The organism is Ideonella sp. sgz306126 (assembly GCF_056032705.1).
The window spans coordinates 33,218-53,428 of the sequence record NZ_JBVYWP010000001.1; the positions used below are offsets into that span (position 1 = coordinate 33,218).

At 71.8% G+C, this 20,211-nt stretch carries 15 protein-coding genes; 14 read left to right on the forward strand and 1 reads right to left on the reverse strand.

What is annotated here, in order from left to right; genetic code table 11:
- Nucleotides 1-50 precede the first annotated feature (50 nt).
- The 7 genes from AC0N04_RS00170 to AC0N04_RS00200 all read left to right on the forward strand — a co-directional run bounded on the left by AC0N04_RS00170 (nt 51) and on the right by AC0N04_RS00200 (nt 10,271).
- Complete coding sequence (locus tag AC0N04_RS00170) at nt 51-2,192, forward strand: chemotaxis protein CheA (protein ID WP_474277361.1); 2,142 nt, start codon at nt 51-53, stop codon at nt 2,190-2,192.
- Between the two features lie 46 nt (nt 2,193-2,238).
- Nucleotides 2,239-3,828, forward strand: a complete 1,590-nt coding sequence (locus AC0N04_RS00175; protein WP_474277364.1) for a methyl-accepting chemotaxis protein — start codon at nt 2,239-2,241, stop codon at nt 3,826-3,828.
- A 27-nt stretch (nt 3,829-3,855) separates the two neighbouring features.
- Complete coding sequence (locus tag AC0N04_RS00180) at nt 3,856-5,604, forward strand: methyl-accepting chemotaxis protein (RefSeq protein ID WP_474277367.1); 1,749 nt, start codon at nt 3,856-3,858, stop codon at nt 5,602-5,604.
- 43 nt (nt 5,605-5,647) lie between these two features.
- Entirely contained in the window at nt 5,648-6,109 is a 462-nt protein-coding gene (locus AC0N04_RS00185; RefSeq protein WP_474277370.1) for a cache domain-containing protein, read from the forward strand.
- A gap of 75 nt (nt 6,110-6,184) precedes the next feature.
- On the forward strand, nt 6,185-7,894 hold the full coding sequence (locus AC0N04_RS00190; RefSeq protein WP_474277373.1) for a methyl-accepting chemotaxis protein: 1,710 nt from the start codon (nt 6,185-6,187) through the stop codon (nt 7,892-7,894).
- Nucleotides 7,895-7,913: 19 nt separating this feature from the next.
- A complete protein-coding gene (locus AC0N04_RS00195) occupies nt 7,914-9,611 on the forward strand; it encodes a methyl-accepting chemotaxis protein (protein ID WP_474277376.1) in 1,698 nt (565 codons plus the stop codon).
- 117 nt (nt 9,612-9,728) lie between these two features.
- Nucleotides 9,729-10,271 (forward strand): chemotaxis protein CheW, encoded by a 543-nt coding sequence (locus AC0N04_RS00200; RefSeq protein ID WP_474277379.1) that lies wholly within the window; start codon nt 9,729-9,731, stop codon nt 10,269-10,271.
- An 18-nt stretch (nt 10,272-10,289) separates the two neighbouring features.
- On the opposite strand, the gene AC0N04_RS00205 is transcribed toward AC0N04_RS00200, so the two are convergent.
- Nucleotides 10,290-12,839: an ABC transporter permease gene (locus tag AC0N04_RS00205; RefSeq protein WP_474277381.1), complete on the reverse strand. Its 2,550-nt coding sequence runs from the start codon at nt 12,837-12,839 to the stop codon at nt 10,290-10,292.
- Between the two features lie 134 nt (nt 12,840-12,973).
- Between AC0N04_RS00205 and AC0N04_RS00210 the strand changes: the two genes are divergently transcribed.
- From AC0N04_RS00210 to AC0N04_RS00240, 7 genes are all read left to right on the forward strand, one after another.
- A complete protein-coding gene (locus AC0N04_RS00210; RefSeq protein ID WP_474277385.1) occupies nt 12,974-13,849 on the forward strand; it encodes a dioxygenase family protein in 876 nt (291 codons plus the stop codon).
- 4 nt (nt 13,850-13,853) lie between these two features.
- Nucleotides 13,854-14,477, forward strand: a complete 624-nt coding sequence (locus AC0N04_RS00215) for a GNAT family N-acetyltransferase (protein ID WP_474277388.1) — start codon at nt 13,854-13,856, stop codon at nt 14,475-14,477.
- Nucleotides 14,478-14,565: 88 nt separating this feature from the next.
- Complete coding sequence (locus tag AC0N04_RS00220; RefSeq protein WP_474277391.1) at nt 14,566-16,170, forward strand: ABC transporter substrate-binding protein; 1,605 nt, start codon at nt 14,566-14,568, stop codon at nt 16,168-16,170.
- A gap of 95 nt (nt 16,171-16,265) precedes the next feature.
- The gene (locus tag AC0N04_RS00225) at nt 16,266-17,276 is read left to right on the forward strand and encodes an ABC transporter permease subunit (RefSeq protein ID WP_474277394.1); all 1,011 of its coding nucleotides are present in this window, start codon (nt 16,266-16,268) and stop codon (nt 17,274-17,276) included.
- On the forward strand, nt 17,269-18,192 hold the full coding sequence (locus AC0N04_RS00230) for an ABC transporter permease subunit (protein WP_474277397.1): 924 nt from the start codon (nt 17,269-17,271) through the stop codon (nt 18,190-18,192). The genes AC0N04_RS00225 and AC0N04_RS00230 overlap by 8 nt, the downstream gene beginning before the upstream one ends.
- On the forward strand, nt 18,189-19,199 hold the full coding sequence (locus AC0N04_RS00235) for an ABC transporter ATP-binding protein (protein ID WP_474277400.1): 1,011 nt from the start codon (nt 18,189-18,191) through the stop codon (nt 19,197-19,199). Before AC0N04_RS00230 ends, AC0N04_RS00235 begins: the two co-directional genes overlap by 4 nt.
- The gene (locus AC0N04_RS00240) at nt 19,196-20,188 is read left to right on the forward strand and encodes a dipeptide ABC transporter ATP-binding protein (protein WP_474277403.1); all 993 of its coding nucleotides are present in this window, start codon (nt 19,196-19,198) and stop codon (nt 20,186-20,188) included. Before AC0N04_RS00235 ends, AC0N04_RS00240 begins: the two co-directional genes overlap by 4 nt.
- Nucleotides 20,189-20,211 lie beyond the last annotated feature (23 nt).

Sequence of the window (20,211 nt, forward strand, 5' to 3'; positions counted from 1 at the left end):
GCCGACCGGACCCGCGACGACCCCACGCCACCGAGCAGGAACCCCTCATCATGGCCGAAACCACACAACACGATTCCAACCACGCCAGCGACGGCATCGACCTGAGCCAGTTCTACCAGGTCTTCTTCGAGGAGGCGGGCGAGAACCTCGAACAGCTGGAGCAGAAGCTGCTGGAGCTCGACGTCGCGTCCCCCGACGACGAAGAGCTGAACGCGATCTTCCGCTGCGCCCACTCGGTCAAGGGCGGTGCGGCGACCTTCGGCTTTTCCGACGTGGCCGAGCTGACCCACCAGATGGAGACGCTGCTCGACAAGCTGCGCCGCCACGAACTGCAGCCCACCTCGCAGATGGTGGACGTGCTGCTGAGCGCCGGCGACGCGCTCAAGAGCCTGCTGGCACGCCATCAGGGCGCCGCCGGCGACGCGCCGGACACCCGTGAGCTGGTGGCGCACATCCGCGCGCTGGCCGAAGGGGTGGCCGTGCCCGCCGCCGCGGCACCGGCTGGCGCCGAGCCGGCACCGGTCCAGGCCGAGCCGGCCGGATCGAGCCTGCGCAGCGGCGTCCGGGCGCTGGAACTCACCGTCGGACCGCTGGAACAACCCGAGCATGCCGACAACCTGGCCGAGCTGTTCAAGGAAATCAACGACCTGGGCACGATCGAACCGCTGGACGCTGGCCGCTCGGCCGACGGCATGCGGCGCTTCAAGATCGTCACCACCTCCAGCGACAGCGACCTGCTGGACTTGTTCACCTTCCACGTCGCCCGCGAGCAGATGGCGCTGGCGCCGCTGGGCCCGGGCTACGGCTTCCACCCGGGCGCGCCCGGCGCCCCGGCGGACGACCCGGCGATGGCCCGCGACGTCGGCTACGGCTTCTTCGACGACGCCCCCGGCGCCCCGGGCTCCGCCGCGGCCGCGCCGGCCACCCCGGCCGCCGGCGGTGCACCGGCCGCCGCGCCGCCGGCCGCCGCCGCCCCGCGCGCCGCCGCCGCCGCCAAGACCGAGACCCGCACCGTCGCCCAGGCGCTGGATTCCAGCACGCTGCGGGTGTCGGTCGAGAAGGTCGACCAGCTGATCAACCTGGTCGGCGAACTGGTGATCACCCAGGCGATGCTGGCGCAAAACAGCCACAGCGTGGACGCCGCGCTGAACCAGCAGCTGCTGTCCGGCCTGACCGACCTGGAACGCAACACCCGCGACCTGCAGGAAGCGGTGATGTCGATCCGGATGATTCCGATGTCCATGGTCTTCAACCGCTTCCCGCGCATGCTGCGCGACCTGGCGGCCAAGCTGGGCAAGCGGGTCGAGCTGGTCACGCAGGGCGAGGCGACCGAGCTGGACAAGGGCCTGGTCGAGAAGATCACCGATCCGCTGACCCACCTGGTGCGCAACAGCTGCGACCACGGCATCGAGCTGCCGCACGAGCGCGCCGCCAAGGGCAAGCCCGAGCACGGCACCGTCACGCTGGTGGCATCGCACCAGGGCGGCTCGATCGTGATCGAGGTGCGCGACGACGGCAAGGGCCTGAACCGCGCCAAGCTGCTGGCCAAGGCCCGCGAGCGCGGCCTGGACGCGCCCGACACGATGACCGACCAGGAGGTCTACGGCCTGATCTTCGCACCGGGCTTCTCGACCGCCGAGGTGGTCACCGACGTGTCCGGCCGCGGCGTCGGCATGGACGTGGTGAAGAAGAACATCACCGCGCTGGGCGGCACGGTCGAGATCGACTCGGCCGAGGGCTACGGCATGAGCGTCAAGGTGCGCCTGCCGCTGACGCTGGCCATCATGGACGGCATGAGCATCGGCGTCGGCGAGGAGTGCTACATCCTGCCGCTCTCATCCGTGGTCGAGTCCTTCCAGGTCGACGCGAAGATGATCAAGACCATCGGCGGCACGGGCCGGGTGGTCGAGGTGCGCGACGAGTTCATGCCGGTGATCGACCTGGAGAAGGTCTTCGACGTGCCGCGCTTCGACTTCGAGAACGTCTCCAACATCATGGTCGTGGTCGAGGCCGACGGCAGCCGGGTCGCGCTGCTGGTCGACGAATTGCTGGGCCAGCAGCAGGTGGTGGTGAAGAACCTCGAGGCCAACTACCGCAAGGTCAACGACGTCTCCGGCGCCACCATCATGGGCGACGGCCGGGTGGCGCTGATCCTCGACGTCGGCGCGCTGGTGCGCCACTCGCGCCACTGAGCCCGCTGCCCGCAGCCCTTCACGTCACACCCTGACGGAGACCGTCTTGAACTCATTCATGCCCTTGATGCGGCACTTTTCGATCCGACTGCGGATGCAGGGCGCCATCGCCGTGGTGCTGGCGCTGTTCGCCCTGGTGGCCTTGACGGCCTGGCTCGGCGGCCGGCAGGTGGCCGCGCTGAACGCCCGCTCGGCCAGCCAGACGCTGCCCGCGCTGCAGACCCTGAGCGCCGCGCACGAGGCGCTGGCGCTGTTGCGGCTGCAGCAGCGCGAGCAGGATGCGGCTGCCGACGCCACAGCGCTGGCCGAGCACCGCAAGGCCTGGGACACCCAGGCCGAGCACCTCGCGTCCGACCTGCAGGCCTTGCATCCCGATGGCGACGCTGCGCTGGCCGCCGGCGTGCAGTCGGCCCTGGCGCACGTCGCCGGCTATCGCCAGGCCGCCGCCGCGGCGCTGGACCAGCTCCACGGCGCCGCCACCGACGCCACGCCCGAGCTGCGCAAGGCGCTGGCCGACGCGGCCGCCACGCTGGACGGCGTCAGTCAGGACCTGGCCGCGCTGGACGCCGCCACCGAACGCCGCGCGCAGACGGTCGCGGCCGAGGTCGACGCCACGCTGCAGCGCGTGATGTGGACCTTCGCGGCGGCGCTGGGGCTGGTCGTGCTGGTGGTGGTGCCGCTGACGCTGCTCAACTCGGCCTCGATCATCGGCCCGATCGAGCACGCCCGCGACATCGCCCGCGCGATCGCCCAGGGCGACCTGACGCAACGCGTCCACGACAGCGGCCAGGACGAGGCCGCCGTGCTGCTGCGCTCGCTGGCCGAGATGCAGCAGGGCCTGGCCGGCCTGGTCAGCCAGGTGCGCAGCGCCAGCGAGAGCATCCACGTCACCTCCAGCCAGGTCGCCTCGGGCAATGGCGACCTGAGCCAACGCACCGAACAGGCGGCCAGCAGCCTGCAGCAGACCTCCAGCTCGATGGAGCAGCTCACCGGCAGCGTGCGCCACAGCGCCGACAGCGCCGGCCAGGCCAGCGGCATGGCGTCCACCGCCTGCGGCGTGGCCCAGCGCGGCGGCGAGGTGGTGGCCCAGGTGGTCGCGACGATGGACGAGATCAACGCCGCCTCGCGCCGCATCGCCGACATCATCGGCGTGATCGACGGCATCGCCTTCCAGACCAACATCCTGGCGCTCAACGCCGCGGTCGAGGCCGCCCGCGCTGGCGAGCAGGGCCGCGGCTTCGCCGTCGTGGCGGGCGAGGTGCGCAGCCTGGCCGGCCGCTCGGCCGAGGCCGCGCGCGAGATCAAGACGCTGATCGGCGCCTCGGTCGAGAAGGTCGACAACGGCGCCCGTCTGGTGCGCGATGCCGGCGCAACGATGACCGACATCGTCAGCTCGGTGCAGCGGGTGACCGACATCATCCAGGAGATCTCGCACGCCGCCACCGCGCAAAGCCAGGGCATCGTCCAGGTCAATCAGGCCGTGACCGACCTGGACCACATGACGCAGCAGAACGCCGCACTGGTCGAGCAATCGGCCGCCGCCGCCGAGCACCTGAAGGGCCAGGCGACCACGCTGGCCGCGGTGGTCGAGGCTTTCCGCATCACGCCGGCCGGCCCTGCCGCGCCGCGTCACTGACCCGTTTTCCCCACTCTCGTGCACCCCATGAACCACGCCACCCTGCGCCGATTCACGATCCGCCAGCGCCTGCTCGGCAGCCTGGGCATCCTGAGCCTGTTGATGCTGGGACTGGGCGGCTGGTCGGCCTTCGCGCTGCACCAGCTGCAGTCCGATGCCAACCAACTGCTCGACACCGAAGTCCGGGTCGCCGCCGACAGCAGCGCGATCATCGCCAGCCTGGAGCGGGTCCAGCGCCTGGAAGAAGCGGCGCTGCTCAACGGCAACAACGCCGCCGCGTCGGCCGACCTCAAGACCGCGTGGGACAAGGAAGTCGCCGGCGCCCAGGCCCTGATCAAGGCCAAGTCCGCCGACCCCTCCAGCCAGGCCGTGCTGGCGCCGGCCACCGAAGGCCTGGCCGCCTACGCCAGCGCCGTCAGCCCGGTGCTGCAGCAGGTGGTGGACGCCAAGATGGACAGCACCGCCGCCTTCGCCTATTCCGGCCAGGCCGCGCCCGACCTGGACAAGGCCCGCACCGCGGCCAACGCCTGGGTCGCCAAGACCCAGGCCGCGATCAACCAGCGCCGCAGCGCCGAGGCCAGCTCAATGGAGCGCGACTCGGCGATCCGCGTCGGCGCGTCAGTCGTCGCGCTGCTGGTGTTCGGCGCCATCACGGTGCTGGTCGTGCAGTCGATCCTGGCGCCGCTGGCCCACGCGACGCGCAGCGCCGAGCGCATCGCCACCGGCGACCTGTCGGAAGACATCCACGACGCGGGTCGCGACGAGGTCGCCCGCTTCATGCGTGCGCTGATCGGCATGCAGGGCGCGCTCCGGACCCTGGTCGGCCAGGTGCGTTCCAGCGCCGACAGCATCCAGACCGCCAGCGTCGAGGTGGCCTCGGGCAACTTCGACCTGAGCCAGCGCACCGAGCACGCGGCCAGCAACCTGCAGCTGACGGCGGCGTCGATGGCGCACCTGACCGGCACCGTCGGCCAGAGCGCCGAAGCGGCACGCCAGGCCAGCAGCCACGCCGGTTCGGCCACCGACGTCGCACGGCGCGGCGGCGAGGCGGTGTCGCGGGTGGTGCAGACCATGGACCAGATCCAGCAGGCGTCGCGCCAGATCGCCGACATCACCGGCGTGATCGACGGCATCGCCTTCCAGACCAACATCCTGGCGCTGAACGCCGCGGTCGAGGCCGCGCGCGCCGGCGAGCAGGGCCGCGGCTTCGCGGTCGTGGCCAGCGAAGTGCGCAGCCTGGCCCAGCGCTCGGCCGAGGCCGCCAAGGAGATCAAGACGCTGATCGGCCGTTCGGTCGAGCGGGTCGAGAGCGGCACCGGCCAGGTGCGCGACGCCGGGCAGACGATGCAGGAGATCGTCAGCTCGGTGCAGCGCGTGACCGACATCGTCGGCCAGATCAGCGTCTCGGCCGAGGATCAGAACCAGGGCATGGCCCAGGTCAACCGCTCGGTCGACGAGCTCGACCAGATGACCCAGCAGAACGCGGCCCTGGTGGAGCAAAGCGCCGCCGCGGCGGAGAGCCTCAAGCGCCAGGCGCTGACGCTGATCGAGCTGGTCGCCACCTTCCGTCTGCATCCGGCGGCCACGCCCGGACTGGCAGCGTCCACCCCGGCCGCTGCCAAGGCGTCGCCGGCCCCCCGCCCGGCCGCCCTGCCCCCGGCACGCCCCCCCGCGCAGCCGTCCGCGCGCCCGGCCCCCGCCGCACCGCCGCGCCGCATCGAGCCGCCGCTGCTGACGACGCCCGTTTCCACCGAAGCCGACTGGGAAAGCTTCTGACCCCGCCGCGCTTCCCCTCGCCCCAACCCAACGGAGACACCCGATGACCGCCACCCCCATCCGCCTGCTGGCCGCCCTGCTGCTGCCGCTGACCCTGTCCGCCGCGCTCGCCTCCGAAGGCGGGGCCACGGCCGCCGACGCCAAGGCGATGGTGGCCAAGGGCGTGGCCTTCATCAAGGCCAACGGCAAGGACAAGGCCTACGCCGAGATCAGCAACAAGAACGGCCAGTTCGAGAAGGCCGACCTGTACCTGACGGTCTACGGCATGGACGGCATGGTGCTGGCCCACGGCGCGAACGCCAGGATGATTGGCAAGAACCTGATCGACCTGAAGGACATCGACGGCAAGCCCTTCGTCCGCGAACGCCTGGAGATGGCCAAGACCAAGGCCTCGTTCTGGCAGGACTACAAGTTCACCAACCCGGTGAGCAAGAAGATCGAGCCCAAGGCCATGTACTGCGAACGCCTGGACGACACGGTGGTCTGCGGCGGCATCTACAAATGAGCCGCTGAGCCGCCTGCCGCGCGCTTGCCGCCACGCCCGCCCTCGCCCTTGCGATTCATTTGAACGGGTCCGACCATGAAGCTGGCTTCCAAACTCCTGCTGCCGGCCGTCGTCACGGCCGCGGTCGCGCTGGCGGGCGGCTTGCTCGACAGCGCCAAGCTGCGCCATGAGGGCGCCACCCAGGCCCGGACCTACCGCGAGGACATGGACAGCTTGCGCAGCATCACCGGCGCGCAGGCCCGGCTGGGCCAGCTGCACGCCGGTGTCTACCGCACCATCGTGCTGATCGCGTCGCTGGACGACCCGACGGTCAAGGCCTTCCGGGCCGATGCCCGCGCCCAGACCGACGAGGTGCGCAAGGCGATCGACGCGGTCAGCCGGCAGCACGGCGACGACCGCGAACTGGTCGACGGCGCCGCCCGGGTCGGCACCCTGCTGTCGGCGTATGCCGGCCAGGCCGACCAGGCGATCGATCTGGCCTCGGCCGACCCGAACACCGGCGTGGCGGCGATGCAGGGCGCCGACGCCAGCTTCAAGACCGTCACGGCCAGCGTGGACCAGTTGATCCAGCGCATCCAGGCCGACGCGGCGGCGGCCGGCGAAGCCACCGCCCGCCGCTCGCGCGACACCTCGGCAGCCGTCTGGGCAGCGGTGCTGGCGCTGAGCGCGCTGGCGCTGGCGCTGAGCGCCCGCGCGACCCGCCGCATGGTGGGCTCGCTGCGCGAGGCCGCCGCGATGGCCGAGGCGGTGGCCGGCGGCGACCTCTGCGTCGAGATGTCCACCGACCGCGGCGACGAGATCGGCGATCTGCAGCGCAGCCTGTCCCAGATGGTGCAGCGCCTGCGCGGCTCGCTCGAGGAAGTCCGCCTGGCCGCCGCCAACATGGCCACCGCCAGCACCGAGATCGCCACCGGCAACCAGGACCTGTCGCAGCGCACCGAGCAGACCGCCGGGCGCCTGCAGCAGACCGCCTCGTCGATGGAGCAGCTGACCGGCGCCGTCGGCCAGAGCGCCGAGGCCGCGACCCAGGCCAAGCAGCTCGCCGGCACGGCCACCGCGGTGGCCACGCGCGGCGGCGAGGCGATGGCCCAGGTGGTCAGCACGATGGACGAGATCCACAACGCCTCGCGCAAGATCGGCGACATCATCGGCGTGATCGACGGCATCGCCTTCCAGACCAACATCCTGGCGCTGAACGCCGCGGTCGAAGCCGCGCGCGCCGGCGAGCAGGGCCGCGGCTTCGCGGTCGTCGCTGGCGAGGTCCGCTCGCTGGCCCAGCGCTCGGCCGATGCGGCACGCGAGATCAAGGGCCTGATCGCCGCCTCGGTCGACAAGGTCGAGGGCGGCTCGCGCCAGGTCCAGGCGGCGGGCCAGACCATGAACGACATCGTCGCTTCGTCGCGCCGGGTCTCCGACATCATCGTCGAGATCACCGCCAGCACGGTCGAGCAGCGCGACGGCATCGGCCAGATCAACGGCGCGGTCACCGAACTGGACCAGATGACGCAGCAGAACGCCGCGCTGGTCGAGCAGAGCGCTGCCGCCGCCGACAGCCTGCAGCAGCAGGCACGCCGGCTGGCCGACATCGTCGCAGCCTTCCGGCTGGGCCAGGCGCTTGATCCGGCGGTCGCGCCGCAACGTGGCAACCCCGCGGCACCGGCAACCACGCCCGTCGCCCTCTCCCGCCGGCCGCCAACACCCCGCGCGACGCCGGCCGTCCCGTCCACCCCCGCCCCCATGACCGCAGCGGCCACCCCGGCCGGCGGCGACTGGGAAAGCTTCTGACCGATCACCGAGCATCGCCATGAACTTCAAGTCCTTGAACACCCGCATCTGGCTCCCGTCGATCGCCATCACCGTGGTGTTCGTGCTGGTCTCCGCCGTCACGGCCGTCCACACCAGCGAGCTGGCCAAGCAGACCCAAGCCAAGCTGCTGGCGCGGCTGGGCAGCGAGGAGCGCACGATGCAGTGGCTGAACCTGTCGCAGGCCAATGCCACCCGCAATGTCGCGATCATGCTCAGCGCCGACACCGCCCTGGCCGGCATCCTGAAGCCGGAGGTGGACCAGTCGGTCGCCACGATCTCCGAACTGCAAAAGCAGATCGACGCCGCGGCCGAGACGCCCGAGGAGAAGGCCTTGCTCGCGACGGCCAGCGCGCGCCGCAACGAAGTCATGGCGCTGCGCAAGCAACTGGTGGCCGCCAAGGCCGCGGGCCCGCTGGCCACGCCCGACATCGACCACTACCGCCAGCTCGTCGGCGATTACGCCACCGCCCAGCAGGCCTTCGCCAGCTGGCAGCACCACGCCGTGGAGACGACGCTCGCCGCCGACATCGAGGCCCGCCAGCGAACCGTGATCCTGGTGGTCGGCGTCGTGATGTCGCTGTGCGGCGTGCTGCTCGGCACCGCCTACCTCGTCATGCGCTCGGTGCTGCCGCCGATCCGCGAGGCCGTCAAGAGCACCGAGCGCATCGCCGCCGGCGACCTGAGCGTGACGGTGGACACCTCGCGCACCGACGAGATCGGCGACCTGATGCGCGGCCTGGCCCACATGACCCAGTCGCTCAGCGGCCTGATCGCCGAGGTGCGCGGCGGCGCCGGCAACATCCAGGTCGCCAGCCAGGAGATCGCCACCGGCAACGCCGACCTGTCCAACCGCACCGAGCAGGCTGCCAGCAGCCTGCAGCAAACCGCCAGCTCGATGGAACAGCTCACCGGCACGGTGCGCCAGAGCGCCGATGCCGCGGCCCAGGCCAACCAGCTGGCCCAGTCGGCCGCCACCGCCGCCGAACACGGTGGCCAGGTGGTCGGCCAGGTGGTGGCCAACATGGACGAGATCGCCGGGGCCAGCCGGCGCATCGCCGACATCATCGGCGTGATCGACGGCATCGCCTTCCAGACCAACATCCTGGCGCTCAACGCCGCGGTCGAGGCCGCGCGCGCCGGCGAGCAGGGCCGCGGCTTCGCGGTCGTGGCCAGCGAAGTGCGCAGCCTGGCCCAGCGCTCGGCCGACGCCGCCAAGGAGATCAAGACGCTGATCGGCGCTTCGGTGGAGAAGGTCGACAGCGGCAACCGCCTGGTGCGCGACGCCGGCGAGTCGATGACCGGCATCGTCGCGTCGGTGCGGCGGCTGTCGGACATCGTCGGCGAGATCAGCGCCGGCACCGCCGAGCAACGCGACGGCATCGGCCAGGTCAACACCGCCGTCACCCACCTGGACCAGATGACGCAGCAGAACGCGGCCCTGGTCGAGCAAAGCGCCGCCGCGGCCGAGAGCCTGAAGCAGCAGGCCGCGCGACTGAACGAGGTGGTGGCCGCCTTCACGCTGGCACCGGGCACCCGCATCGCCGCGGCGGCGCCGGCGCCCAAGGCGCCGGCCCACGAAGCGGCCGCCCGCAGCGTGATCCGCAACGCCCAGCAAACCGCCCGGACCGCGCCGGCGCCGATGCCGGCGGCCCGGCCGGACGCCCGCTCGGCCGCCAGCGATTGGGAAAGCTTCTGAGCTGCTCAAGTCGCCCGCCGGCCCGCCGATAACCGTGACGAAGCGGTACTTTCCTCCGCCCCGCCTTTCTCCCATTTCCCCGTCTCGCCCACCCATTCGCCCAGAGGACGCCCTGCCATGGACATGATCACCGAAGCCCGCCACGTGGCGCAACACGAAGCCGAGCGCAGCCTGCCCGGCACGCGCCAGAAGGCACCCGCCCCGACCGCGGCCCACGGCGAGTACCTGACCTTCCGCCTCGGCGGCGAGGAATACGGCATCGACATCCTGCGGGTGCAGGAGATCCGCTCCTACGAGCAGCCCACCCGCATCGCCAACTCACCCGAGTTCCTGAAGGGCGTGGTCAACCTGCGCGGCGTGATCGTGCCGATCATCGACCTGCGTGTGAAGCTGAACTGCGACAGCGCCGAGTTCAATGCCTTCACGGTGGTGATCGTGCTCAACATCCAGGGCCGGGTGGTGGGCGCGGTGGTGGACGCGGTGTCCGACGTGCTGGAGCTCGGCGGCGACGCCGTCAAGCCGGCACCGGCCATGAACTCGCAGGTCGACATGTCCTTCATCACCGGCATCGCCAACGTCGGCGACCGCATGCTGATCCTGATGGACATCCAGGCGCTGATGAGCTCGGCCGACATGGGGCTGATCGAAGCGGCCGCCTGAACGCTGCGCCGAGGGCGCTCAGCCCTCGGCCGCGCGCCGCAGCGTGTCCATCACTGGCCGGCGCAGCACCTCGCGCAGGCCCCACCAGCCGGCCGCCAGCGCCAGCCCGGCGCCCGAGGCGCTGCCGGCCAGCGGCACCCACAGCGGCGCCGTCCAGCGGAAATCGAAGGCGTAGCGTGCCAGCGCGGCGCCCACCGCCATCGCCGCCACGCTGGCCAGCAGACCGGCGAGCGCGCCCAGGCCCAGCAGCTCGACGCGCTGGACCTGCGCCAGCAGGCGGCCGCTGGCGCCGCAGGCCCGCATCACCGCGTACTCACGGGCCCGCGCCTCGCGGGTGGCGGTCACCGCGGCGAACAGCACGGCCAGGCCGGTGGCCAGCGTGAATCCGAACAGGTATTCGACCGCCTGGATCACCTGGTCCAGCACCTTCTGCAACTCGGCGATCGACGCCGTCACGTCGATGTTGGTGATGTTCGGGAAGCGCGCCGCCAGCGCGTTGTCGAATCCCGCGTCGGCCGGTGCGCGAAAGGCCTCGATGCGCGAGGCCGGCAGGTCCGGCATCTCGGCGAGCGGGAACATCACGAAGAAGTTGGCCCGCATCGAGCCCCAGTCGACCTTGCGCAGGCTGGTGATGCGGCCCTCGCGGCGCTGGCCGGCGATGTCGAAGGCCAGCCGGTCGCCCAGCTTCAGCCCCAGCGTCTGGGCCAGGCCTTGTTCGACGCTCAGGCCGTCGGCCTCGCCCGGCGTCCAGTGCCCGGCGACCACGGTGTTGTGGACCGGCAGCTGCGCGCTGTGGCTGAGGTTGAACTCGCGGTTGACGAGGTGGCGCGCACGCTCGTCGGCGTCGATCTTCGGCCCGGGCGGCGCGCCGTTGATCGTCAGCAGCCGGCCGCGGATCATCGGATAGCTGTCGTGCGGCCCGACCCCGGCCGCCTTCAGCGCAGCCTCGAAATCCGCCAGCTGGTCGGGCTGCAGGTTGATCACGAAGCGGTTCGGCGCATCGGCCGGCGTGGCCTGGCGCCAGCTGGCGATCAGGTCGGTGCGCAGCAGCACCAGCAGCACCAGGGCCATCAGCCCGACCGCCAGCGACGACACCTGCAGCACCGCGAAAGCCGGGCGCGCGGCGATCTGCCGGGTGGCCAACACCAGCCAGCGCGGCGCGCGGGCCTCCGGCACGGCGCGCGCCAGCAGCGTCACGGCCAGCCAGGCCAGCGCCGCAAACAGCGCGCTGGCCACCGCGAAGCCGCCGACCGCGATCGCCCCCAGCGTCAGGTCGCGCGACACCGCCACCAGCAGCGCCGCGAAGCCCAGCGCCGCGGCCGCCAGCACGCCCAGCGGCGCGGCCTTGAGTCCGCCCAGGTCGCGCCGGATCACCCGCAGCGGCGGCACCCGCGCGAGTTGCAGCACCGGCGGCAGGCCGAAGCCCAGCAGCAGCATCCAGCCCACCGCCAGGCCGAACAGCGCCGGACGGATCGACGGCGGCGGCAGCGAGGCCGGCACCAGCGAGCCCAGCAGGCTCAGGAACACGTAGTGGGACGCGAAGCCCAGCAGCGCGCCACCCAGGCTGGCCAGCAGGCCCAGTCCCACGAAGGCCAGCAGGTAGGCGCCGGCAATGCGCCGCTGCGACAGGCCCAGCACCCGCAGCATCGCGCAATCGTCCAGGTGCCGCTGGGCGAAGTCGCGGGCCGCGATCGCCACCGCCACCGCGGCCAGCAGGGCGGCCAGCAAGGCCACGAGGTTGAGGAACTTGTCGGCCCGGTCCAGCGTCTGGCGCATCTCGGGGCGGCCGGTGTCGAGCGACTCGACGCGGATGCCGCGCAGCGCGCTGTCCTCGATCGCGCCCCGGGCCCAGCGGGCATAGCGCCGCGCAGCCGCGTCACCGCCCACCCCCGCCGCCACCGCCAGCCGGTAGGCGATGCGGCTGGCCGGCTGCACCAGGCCGGTGGCCGGTAGGTCGACCTGGTTCATCATCACCCGGGGTGCGAAGCTCAGGAAGCCGGTGCCGCGGTCGGGTTCGAGCACGATCAGGCGGGCGATCCGCAGGCGCGCATCGCCCAGCAGCAGCGGATCGCCGACCCGCAGGCCCAGCGCCGCGGGCAGCGCCTCGTCGACCCAGACCGTGCCGGCCGCCGGTGCGCCCTGCCCATCCGGCAGGTCTTGCGCCGGGCCCGCCGGGCCGCCCCGCACGCTCAGCCGACCCCGCAACGGGTAGGCCGCATCGACGGCCTTGACCGACACCAGCCGCGCTGCGCCGCCGTTCGCCTCGGGCGCGCGTGCCATGCTGGGGAAGCTGACCGCGGTCGACACCGCCAGCCCGGCCGCCCGCGCCTGGCGGGCGAACTCGGGCGGCGCCGGCTGGTCGCTGTTGATCACCACGTCGCCGCCCAGCAAGGCCGCCGCATCGCGGGCCAGGCCGCCCTGCAGGCGTTCGGCGAAAAAGCCCACCGCGGTCAGCGCCGCGACGGCCAGCATCACCGCCGCCAGCACCAGGCGCAACTCGCCGGCGCGCAGGTCGCGCAGGGTCTGGTTCAGCGCGAGGCGCCAGAGAGACGGGGGACGGCGGAGCATGGCACGGTTCATGGGCCGCCACGGTACACCGTCGGCACGGGCCTTGCCGGGACCGGGTGACCGGGGCCGCATCTTGAACGCTGCATGCAAGCCGGGCGAACGCCCGCAGCGGCGCGCGGTGCTTCAATAGCGGCATGAGCACCTCCGCCCCCCTGCTGCCGCCGCTGTACATCTCCCATGGTTCGCCGATGACGGCGCTGGACGGCGGCGCGGCCGGCGCCTTCTGGAAAGCGCTGGGTCCGGCGATCGAGCGCACCTTCGGCCGCCCGCGTGCCGTCCTGGCCATCTCCGGCCATTCGCTGACTCGCGAGCCGGTGCTGCTGGGCGCGCCGCGGCACAGCGCCGTCTACGATTTCGGCGGCTTTCCGGACGCGCTCTACCAGCTGCGTTACGACGCGCCCGGCGCGCCCGAACTGGCCGGCCGCGTGGTGTCGCTGCTGCAGGCTGCGGGGCTGCCCGCACACCTGGGCGCGCAGAGCGGCATGGACCACGGCATCTGGACGCCCTTGCGTTCGATGTTCCCCGAAGCCGACGTGCCGGTGCTGCCGCTGGCCTGGCCGCCGCATTGGTCGCCGGCCCGGCTGTTCGAGCTGGGCCGCGCGCTGGCTCCGCTGGCGGACGAGGGCGTGCTGGTGATGGGCAGCGGCGCGATGACCCACAACCTGCGCCGCTGGGCCGGCGGGCGGGGCGCGATCGATGCGCCGGAGATCCCCGAAAGCGCCGGCTTCCGGAACTGGTTCCTGGACCACGGCGCCGCGGCCGACTGGCCTGCGATGTTCGAGTACCGCCAGCGCGCGCCGCACGCCGACGACATGCACCCCACCGACGAGCACCTGCTGCCGTTCTTCGTCGCCGCCGGTGCGGCCGCGGACGCCGCCCACCCGGCGCCGGTGGCCCGCCGCATCCACGCCAGCCTGACCTGGGGCCACCTGGCGATGGACTGCTACGCCTTCGGACCCCGGGCGCCGGCCCTGGACGCCGCGCTGGCCGCGGCCGAGCCGCTATGCTGAGCGGGTGGAACTGAACCCTGCCCTGCGCGAACTGCGCACCCCCCGACTGCGGCTGCTGGCGGGCCACGCCGAAATGGCGGCCGCGGTGGCCGACTACCAGCGCCGCAACCGCGCCCACTTCGCGCCCTGGGATCCGCCGACACCCGAGTCCTTCCTGACCCTTCCGGCGCAGTTCGACCGCCTGATGCGCGAACGCAAGGCCTTCTCGGAGGGGAGCGGCATGCGCTGGTGGTTGTTCCGGCCCGAGGCGCCGCAGCGCGTGATCGGTTCGATCCACTTCAGCCAGATCAGCCGCGGTGCCTTCCACAGCGCGGTGCTGGGCTATGCGCTCGACGCCGAGCACCAGGGCCGCGGCCTGATGCACGAGGCACTGCAGGCCGGGCTGGCCGAGATGTTCTCGAGCCGGGTCAACCTGCACCGCGTGCAGGCCGCCTACCGGCCCGAGAACCTGCGCAGCGCCGCCGTGCTGCGGCGCCTGGGCTTCGAACCCGAAGGCCTGGCGCGCGACTACCTGTTCATCGCCGGCGCCTGGCGCGATCACTGCATCGCGGCGCGGCGCAACCCGGCCTTCCGTCCCCCGGGCGACTGGCCCGCCGCCGAGCAACCGGGCGCCGAGTCGCGCGGCTGAGGCGGACCCGCTTTTGGCCTTACGATGCGCGGCGCACGCCAGGCGCTGGCGGCATGACCCGGCGGTCCGCCGCCCCAGGAGAGATGCGATGTCCACCCTGTCCGGCCGCACGCTGCGGCACACCGCCCTGGCCCTGACCGCACTGACGCTGTTGCTGACGTCCGCGCAAGCCAAGACCCTGGTCTATTGCTCGGAGGGCTCGCCCGAGAACTTCACGCCGGCGCTCAACACCACCGGCACCAGCTTCGACGCGGCGCGCCCGGTTTACGACCACCTGATCCAGTTCGTGCGCGGCAGCACCCGGATCGAACCCGGCCTGGCGCAGAGCTGGACGGTGTCGCACGACGGCAGGACCTATGTCTTCAAGCTGCGCCCCGGCGTCAAGTTCCACAGCGTGCCGGGCTTCACGCCGACGCGCGACTTCGACGCCGACGACGTGCTGTTCAGCATCGACCGGCAATGGCTGCCCAACCACCCTTATGCCAATGTCTCGGGCGGCAAGTACGACTATTTCGCCGACATGGGACTGAAGGACGATCTGGCCAGCGTCGACAAGATCGACCCGATGACGGTGCGCATCGTGCTGAAGAAGCCCAACGTGACCTTGCTGCCGGACCTGGCGATGGACTTCATGGCCATCCACTCGGCCGAGTACGCCGCGCTGCTCGCCAGGCAAGGCAAGAAGGAACAATTCGACCAGGTGCCGGTGGGCACCGGTCCGTTCAGCTTCGTCACCTACCAGAAGGACGCGGTGATCCGCTACAAGGCCAACCCCGCCTACTGGGGCGAGAAGGCCCAGGTCGACAGCCTGGTCTTCGCGATCACGCCCGACGCGACCGCGCGCTACGCCAAGCTGAAGGCGGGCGAGTGCCAGATCACCGGCTACCCCAGCCCGGCCGACCTGCCCGAGATGCAGAAGGACCCGGCGCTGAAGGTCATCAGCATGCCGGGCCTGAACATCGCCTACTGGGCCTTCAACACCAGCAAGCCACCACTGGACAGGAAGGAAGTGCGCCAGGCGCTGTCGATGGCGATCGACAAGGCCGCGATCGTCAAGGAGGTCTACCTCGGTGCCGGCGTGGCCGCGAAGAACTTCATCCCGCCGACGATGTGGGGCTACAACGACCAGGTCGCCGACTGGCCGCACGACCCGGCCCGCGCCAAGGCCTTGCTGGCCAAGGCCGGCGTCAAGACGCCGCTGGCCATCGACCTCTGGTACATGCCGGTGCAGCGGCCCTACAACCCCAACGCCAAGCGCATGGCCGAGATGATGCAGGCCGACCTGGCCAGGATCGGCGTCAACGCCAAGCTGGTCACCTACGAGTGGGGCGAGTACCGCAAGCGCATGCAGCAGGGCGAGCACATGACCGGCATGCTGGGCTGGAACGGCGACAACGGCGACCCGGACAATTTCTTCTTCCTGCACGGCTGCGACGCCGCCCGCCCCGGCGGCCAGAACCTCTCGAAATGGTGCAACAAGGCCTTCGACGCGAAGCTGGTGCAGGCCCGCACGCTGACCGACCCCCAGGCCCGCGCCAAGCTCTACGAGCAGATGCAGGTCATCGAGCACGACGAGCAACCCGACTTCAAGATCGCCCACTCGGTGGTCTTCGAGGCGATGCGCAAGGAAGTCACCGGCTACAAGCAAAGCCCGTTCAACTCGCACCAGTTCAATGGCGTGGGGCTGCAGTGATGCGGGCCGAATGGCGGCGGCGCTGCCGCCACGCATCGCAAGGAAGCTGACGCCTTGACCGAGACGCCCCGGTCCGCGCGGAGCCTGGAGACCTCGTGCTGAAGTTCCTCCTGCGCCGCCTGGCGCTCACCGTTCCCACCTTCGTCGCGCTGATGTTCGTCACCTTCGTGGCGATCCGGCTGGTGCCGGGCGATCCGGTCGAGGTGCGGGTCGGCGAGCGCGGCATCTCGCCCGAGCGGCTGGCGATGTTCCGCCATCAGCTGGGGCTGGACCTGCCGGTGTGGAAGCAGTTCCTGATCTACGCCGACCAGGTGCTGCACGGCGACTTCGGCACCTCGCTGGCCACCAACCAGAAGGTGTTGACCGAATTCCTGACGCTGTTCCCCGCCACGCTGGAGCTGAGCCTGTTCGCGCTGCTGTTCGCCGTGCTGGTCGGCCTGCCGGCCGGCACGCTGGCCGCCGCCAAGCGCGGGACGTGGTTCGACCATGTGCTGATGGGCCTGTCGGTCACCGGCTACTCGATGCCGATCTTCTGGTGGGGGCTGCTGCTGATCATGTTCGTCGGCGAGCGCTGGGGGCTGACGCCGGTGTCGGGCCGGATCGACTTGATCAATTTCTACTTCGAGCCGGTCACCGGCTTCATGGTCATCGACGCCTGGCTGTCGGGCCAGGCCGGCGCGGTCAAGGACGCGCTGCGCCACCTGATCCTGCCGGCCATCGTGCTGGGCACGGTGCCGCTGGCGGTGATCGCGCGCATGACGCGCTCGGCGATGCTGGAGGTGCTGGGCGAGGACTACGTGCGCACCGCCCGGGCCAAGGGCTTGCCGGCCTGGCGGGTGGTGGGCGTGCATGCGCTGCGCAATGCGCTGATCCCGGTGATCACCGTGATCGGCCTGCAGGTCGGCGCGCTGATGGCGGGCGCGGTGCTGACCGAAACCATCTTCTCGTGGCCCGGCATCGGCAAGTGGCTGATCGAGTCGATCTCGCGCCGCGACTACCCGGCGCTGCAAGGCGGGGTGACGCTGGTGTCGTCCCTCATCATCGGGGTCAACCTGCTGGTCGACCTGACCTACGGCCTGATCAACCCGAGGATCCGGCATGGATGAATGGAGCCCTCCTCCGCCGAGTACGGCTTCCACCCCCCAGGGGGGCACCGCCGCGCCGCCGTCACCGCTGCGCCAGTTCTGGCACGCGTTCAGCGAGAACCGCGGTGCGCTGGGCGGCCTGGTGGTGGTGGTGATGGTCGTGCTGCTGGCGCTGTTCGCCCACCTGATCGCACCGCATTCGCCGATCACGCAGTTCCGCGACGCGGTGCGGGCCGCGCCGCTGTGGGACGGCGGCAGCTGGGCCTTCCCGCTGGGCACCGACAGCCTGGGCCGCGACCAGCTCTCGCGCCTGATCTACGGCGCGCGGATCTCGCTGATGATCGGGGTCTCGGTGATGGGCGCCTCGCTCGCCGTCGGCGTGCTGCTGGGCCTGGCCTGCGTGTCGCTGGGCCCGCTGGTCGACGTGGCGGTCTCGCGCCTGATGGACCTGATCATGGCGGTGCCCAGCCTGGTGCTGGCGATCCTGGTGGTGGCGGTGCTGGGTCCAAGCCTGGCCAACACCATCGTCGCGGTCAGCCTCGTCACGCTGCCGCGCTACGTGCGGCTGCTGCGGGCCTCGGCGATGGCCGAGCTGCAGAAGGATTACGTCACCGCCGCGCGGGTGGCCGGGGTCGGGCCATGGCGGCTGATGTTCATGACCGTGCTGCCGAACTGCCTGGCGCCGCTGATCGTGCAGGCGGCGCTGGGCGTTTCCGATGCGATCCTGGAAGCCGCCGCGCTGGGCTTCCTGGGCCTGGGCGCGCAGCCGCCCACCGCCGAATGGGGCACGATGCTGGCCGACGCGCGCGAGTTCATCCGCGCCGATCCGTGGATGGTCGCGATGCCCGGCCTGGCGATCCTGGTCACCGTGGTCTCGATCAACCTGGCCGGCGACGGCCTGCGCGATGCGCTGGACCCAAAGATGAGGCGTTCGTGAACTCGGCCTCGTCCTCCCCGCTGCTGGACATCCGCGGTCTGAGCGTCAGCTTCGCCACCCGCGGCGGCGCGTTCAAGGCGGTCGACGGCGTCGACCTGAGCGTCGCGCCCGACGAGGTGCTGGCGATCGTCGGCGAATCGGGCTCGGGCAAATCGGTGGCGATGCTGGCCATCATGGGCCTGCTGCCCTGGACCGCCAGCGTGTCCGCCGAGCGCATGCGGTTCGACGGCCAGGACCTGTTGACGATGCCGCCCAGGCAGCGCCGCGCGCTGGTGGGCCGCGACGTGGCGATGGTGTTCCAGGAGCCGATGAGCTCGCTCAACCCCTGCTTCACGGTCGGCTGGCAGATCGCCGAAGCCCTGGCCGCGCACACGCCGCTGGACCGCCGCGCCCGCAAGGCGCGGGTGATCGAACTGCTGGAGCGGGTGGGCATTCCGGACCCGGCGCGCCGCGCCGGCGCCTTTCCGCACCAGCTCTCGGGCGGCATGTGCCAGCGCGTGATGATCGCGATGGCGCTGGCCTGCAAGCCTCGCCTGCTGATCGCCGACGAGCCCACCACCGCGCTGGACGTGACCATCCAGGCCCAGATCATGGACCTGCTGCGGACGCTGCGGCGCGAGACCGGCCTGGCCCTGGTGCTGATCACGCACGACCTGGGCGTGGTGGCCGAGAGCGCCGACCGCGTGCTGGTGCAGTACGCCGGCCGGCCGGTCGAGCAGCAGCGCGCCGACGCGCTGTTCGCCGACCCGCACCACCCCTACACCGCCGCCTTGCTCGATGCGCTGCCCGAGCGCGCCCGCCTGGGCGAACCGCTGCGGGCGATCGACGGCGTGGTGCCCGGCCAAGCCGACCGCCCCGCCGGCTGCCTGTTCGCCCCGCGCTGCCGCCACGCCGAGGCGCGCTGCCACCGCGAGGCGCCGCGGGCCGCCAGCGCCCTGCTCGGCCATGCGTTGTGCCACACCCCGCTGAAGAACGGCGTGCCGCTGCCGCCGGAGACCGCGCGATGAGCGTCGCCCCGCACGCCGTACCCGCCGTGCTGGAGGCCGAGGGCCTGGCCCGTCACTACCGCGTCGCGCGCGGCTGGTTCGGCGGCGCCGCCACGGTGCGCGCGCTCGACGGCGTGTCGTTCTCGGTCCGGGCTGGCCAGACGCTGGCCGTGGTGGGCGAATCGGGCTGCGGCAAGTCGACGCTGGCGCGGCTGCTGACGATGATCGAGGCGCCCAGCGCCGGTCGGCTGCTGATCGACGGCTTCGACGTGGCCCAGGCCGACGCCGCCGCGCGCCGGCGCTTGCGTCGCCAGATCCAGATCGTGTTCCAGAACCCGTACGGGTCGCTCAATCCGCGCCAGACGGTGGGGGCGGCGCTGATGGAACCGCTGAGCGTCAACCGCATCGGCACCGGCCGGGCCGAGCGCGAGGCGCTGGCCCGCGCGATGCTGGCGCGCGTGGGTCTGCGGCCCGAGCATTTCGGCCGCTGGCCGCACATGTTCTCGGGCGGCCAGCGCCAGCGCATCGCGATCGCCCGCGCGCTGATGCTGCGGCCGCGCGTGCTGGTGCTGGACGAGCCGGTGTCGGCGCTGGATGTCTCGATCCGGGCCCAGGTGCTGAACCTGCTGGCCGAGTTGCAGGCCGAGCTGGGTGTGGCCTACGTCTTCATCTCGCACGACCTGGGCGTGGTGCGCCACGTGGCCGACGAGGTCGTGGTGATGTACCTGGGCCGCGCGGTCGAGCATGGCCCGCGCGACGCGGTGTTCGACGAGCCGCAGCACCCCTACACGCAGGCCTTGCTGTCGGCCACGCCCACGGTGGACCCGGCACGGCGCCGCGCGCGCATCGTGCTGCAGGGCGAGCTGCCGTCCCCGCTGGCCCGACCCGACGGCTGTGCCTTCCGCACCCGTTGCCCGGTGGCGATGGCGCGCTGCGCCGTGGAAGCGCCCACGCTGCAACCCTGTCGCGGCCGGCAGGTCGCCTGCCTGGCCTGTCCGGCGGACCGCTGACCTGTCCGGCCAGCCCGCCGATC

Excerpts from the sequence above, each read along its gene's own strand:
- AC0N04_RS00240 (WP_474277403.1), top strand. The coding sequence starts at position 19,196 with ATGAGCGTCGCCCCGCACGCCGTACCCGCCGTGCTGGAGGCCGAGGGC.
- AC0N04_RS00180 (WP_474277367.1), top strand. The coding sequence starts at position 3,856 with ATGAACCACGCCACCCTGCGCCGATTCACGATCCGCCAGCGCCTGCTC.
- AC0N04_RS00200 (WP_474277379.1), top strand. The coding sequence starts at position 9,729 with ATGGACATGATCACCGAAGCCCGCCACGTGGCGCAACACGAAGCCGAG.
- AC0N04_RS00190 (WP_474277373.1), top strand. The coding sequence starts at position 6,185 with ATGAAGCTGGCTTCCAAACTCCTGCTGCCGGCCGTCGTCACGGCCGCG.
- AC0N04_RS00170 (WP_474277361.1), top strand. The coding sequence starts at position 51 with ATGGCCGAAACCACACAACACGATTCCAACCACGCCAGCGACGGCATC.
- AC0N04_RS00210 (WP_474277385.1), top strand. The coding sequence starts at position 12,974 with ATGAGCACCTCCGCCCCCCTGCTGCCGCCGCTGTACATCTCCCATGGT.
- AC0N04_RS00220 (WP_474277391.1), top strand. The coding sequence starts at position 14,566 with ATGTCCACCCTGTCCGGCCGCACGCTGCGGCACACCGCCCTGGCCCTG.
- AC0N04_RS00195 (WP_474277376.1), top strand. The coding sequence starts at position 7,914 with ATGAACTTCAAGTCCTTGAACACCCGCATCTGGCTCCCGTCGATCGCC.
- AC0N04_RS00205 (WP_474277381.1), bottom strand. The coding sequence starts at position 12,839 with ATGCTCCGCCGTCCCCCGTCTCTCTGGCGCCTCGCGCTGAACCAGACC.
- AC0N04_RS00230 (WP_474277397.1), top strand. The coding sequence starts at position 17,269 with ATGGATGAATGGAGCCCTCCTCCGCCGAGTACGGCTTCCACCCCCCAG.
- AC0N04_RS00185 (WP_474277370.1), top strand. The coding sequence starts at position 5,648 with ATGACCGCCACCCCCATCCGCCTGCTGGCCGCCCTGCTGCTGCCGCTG.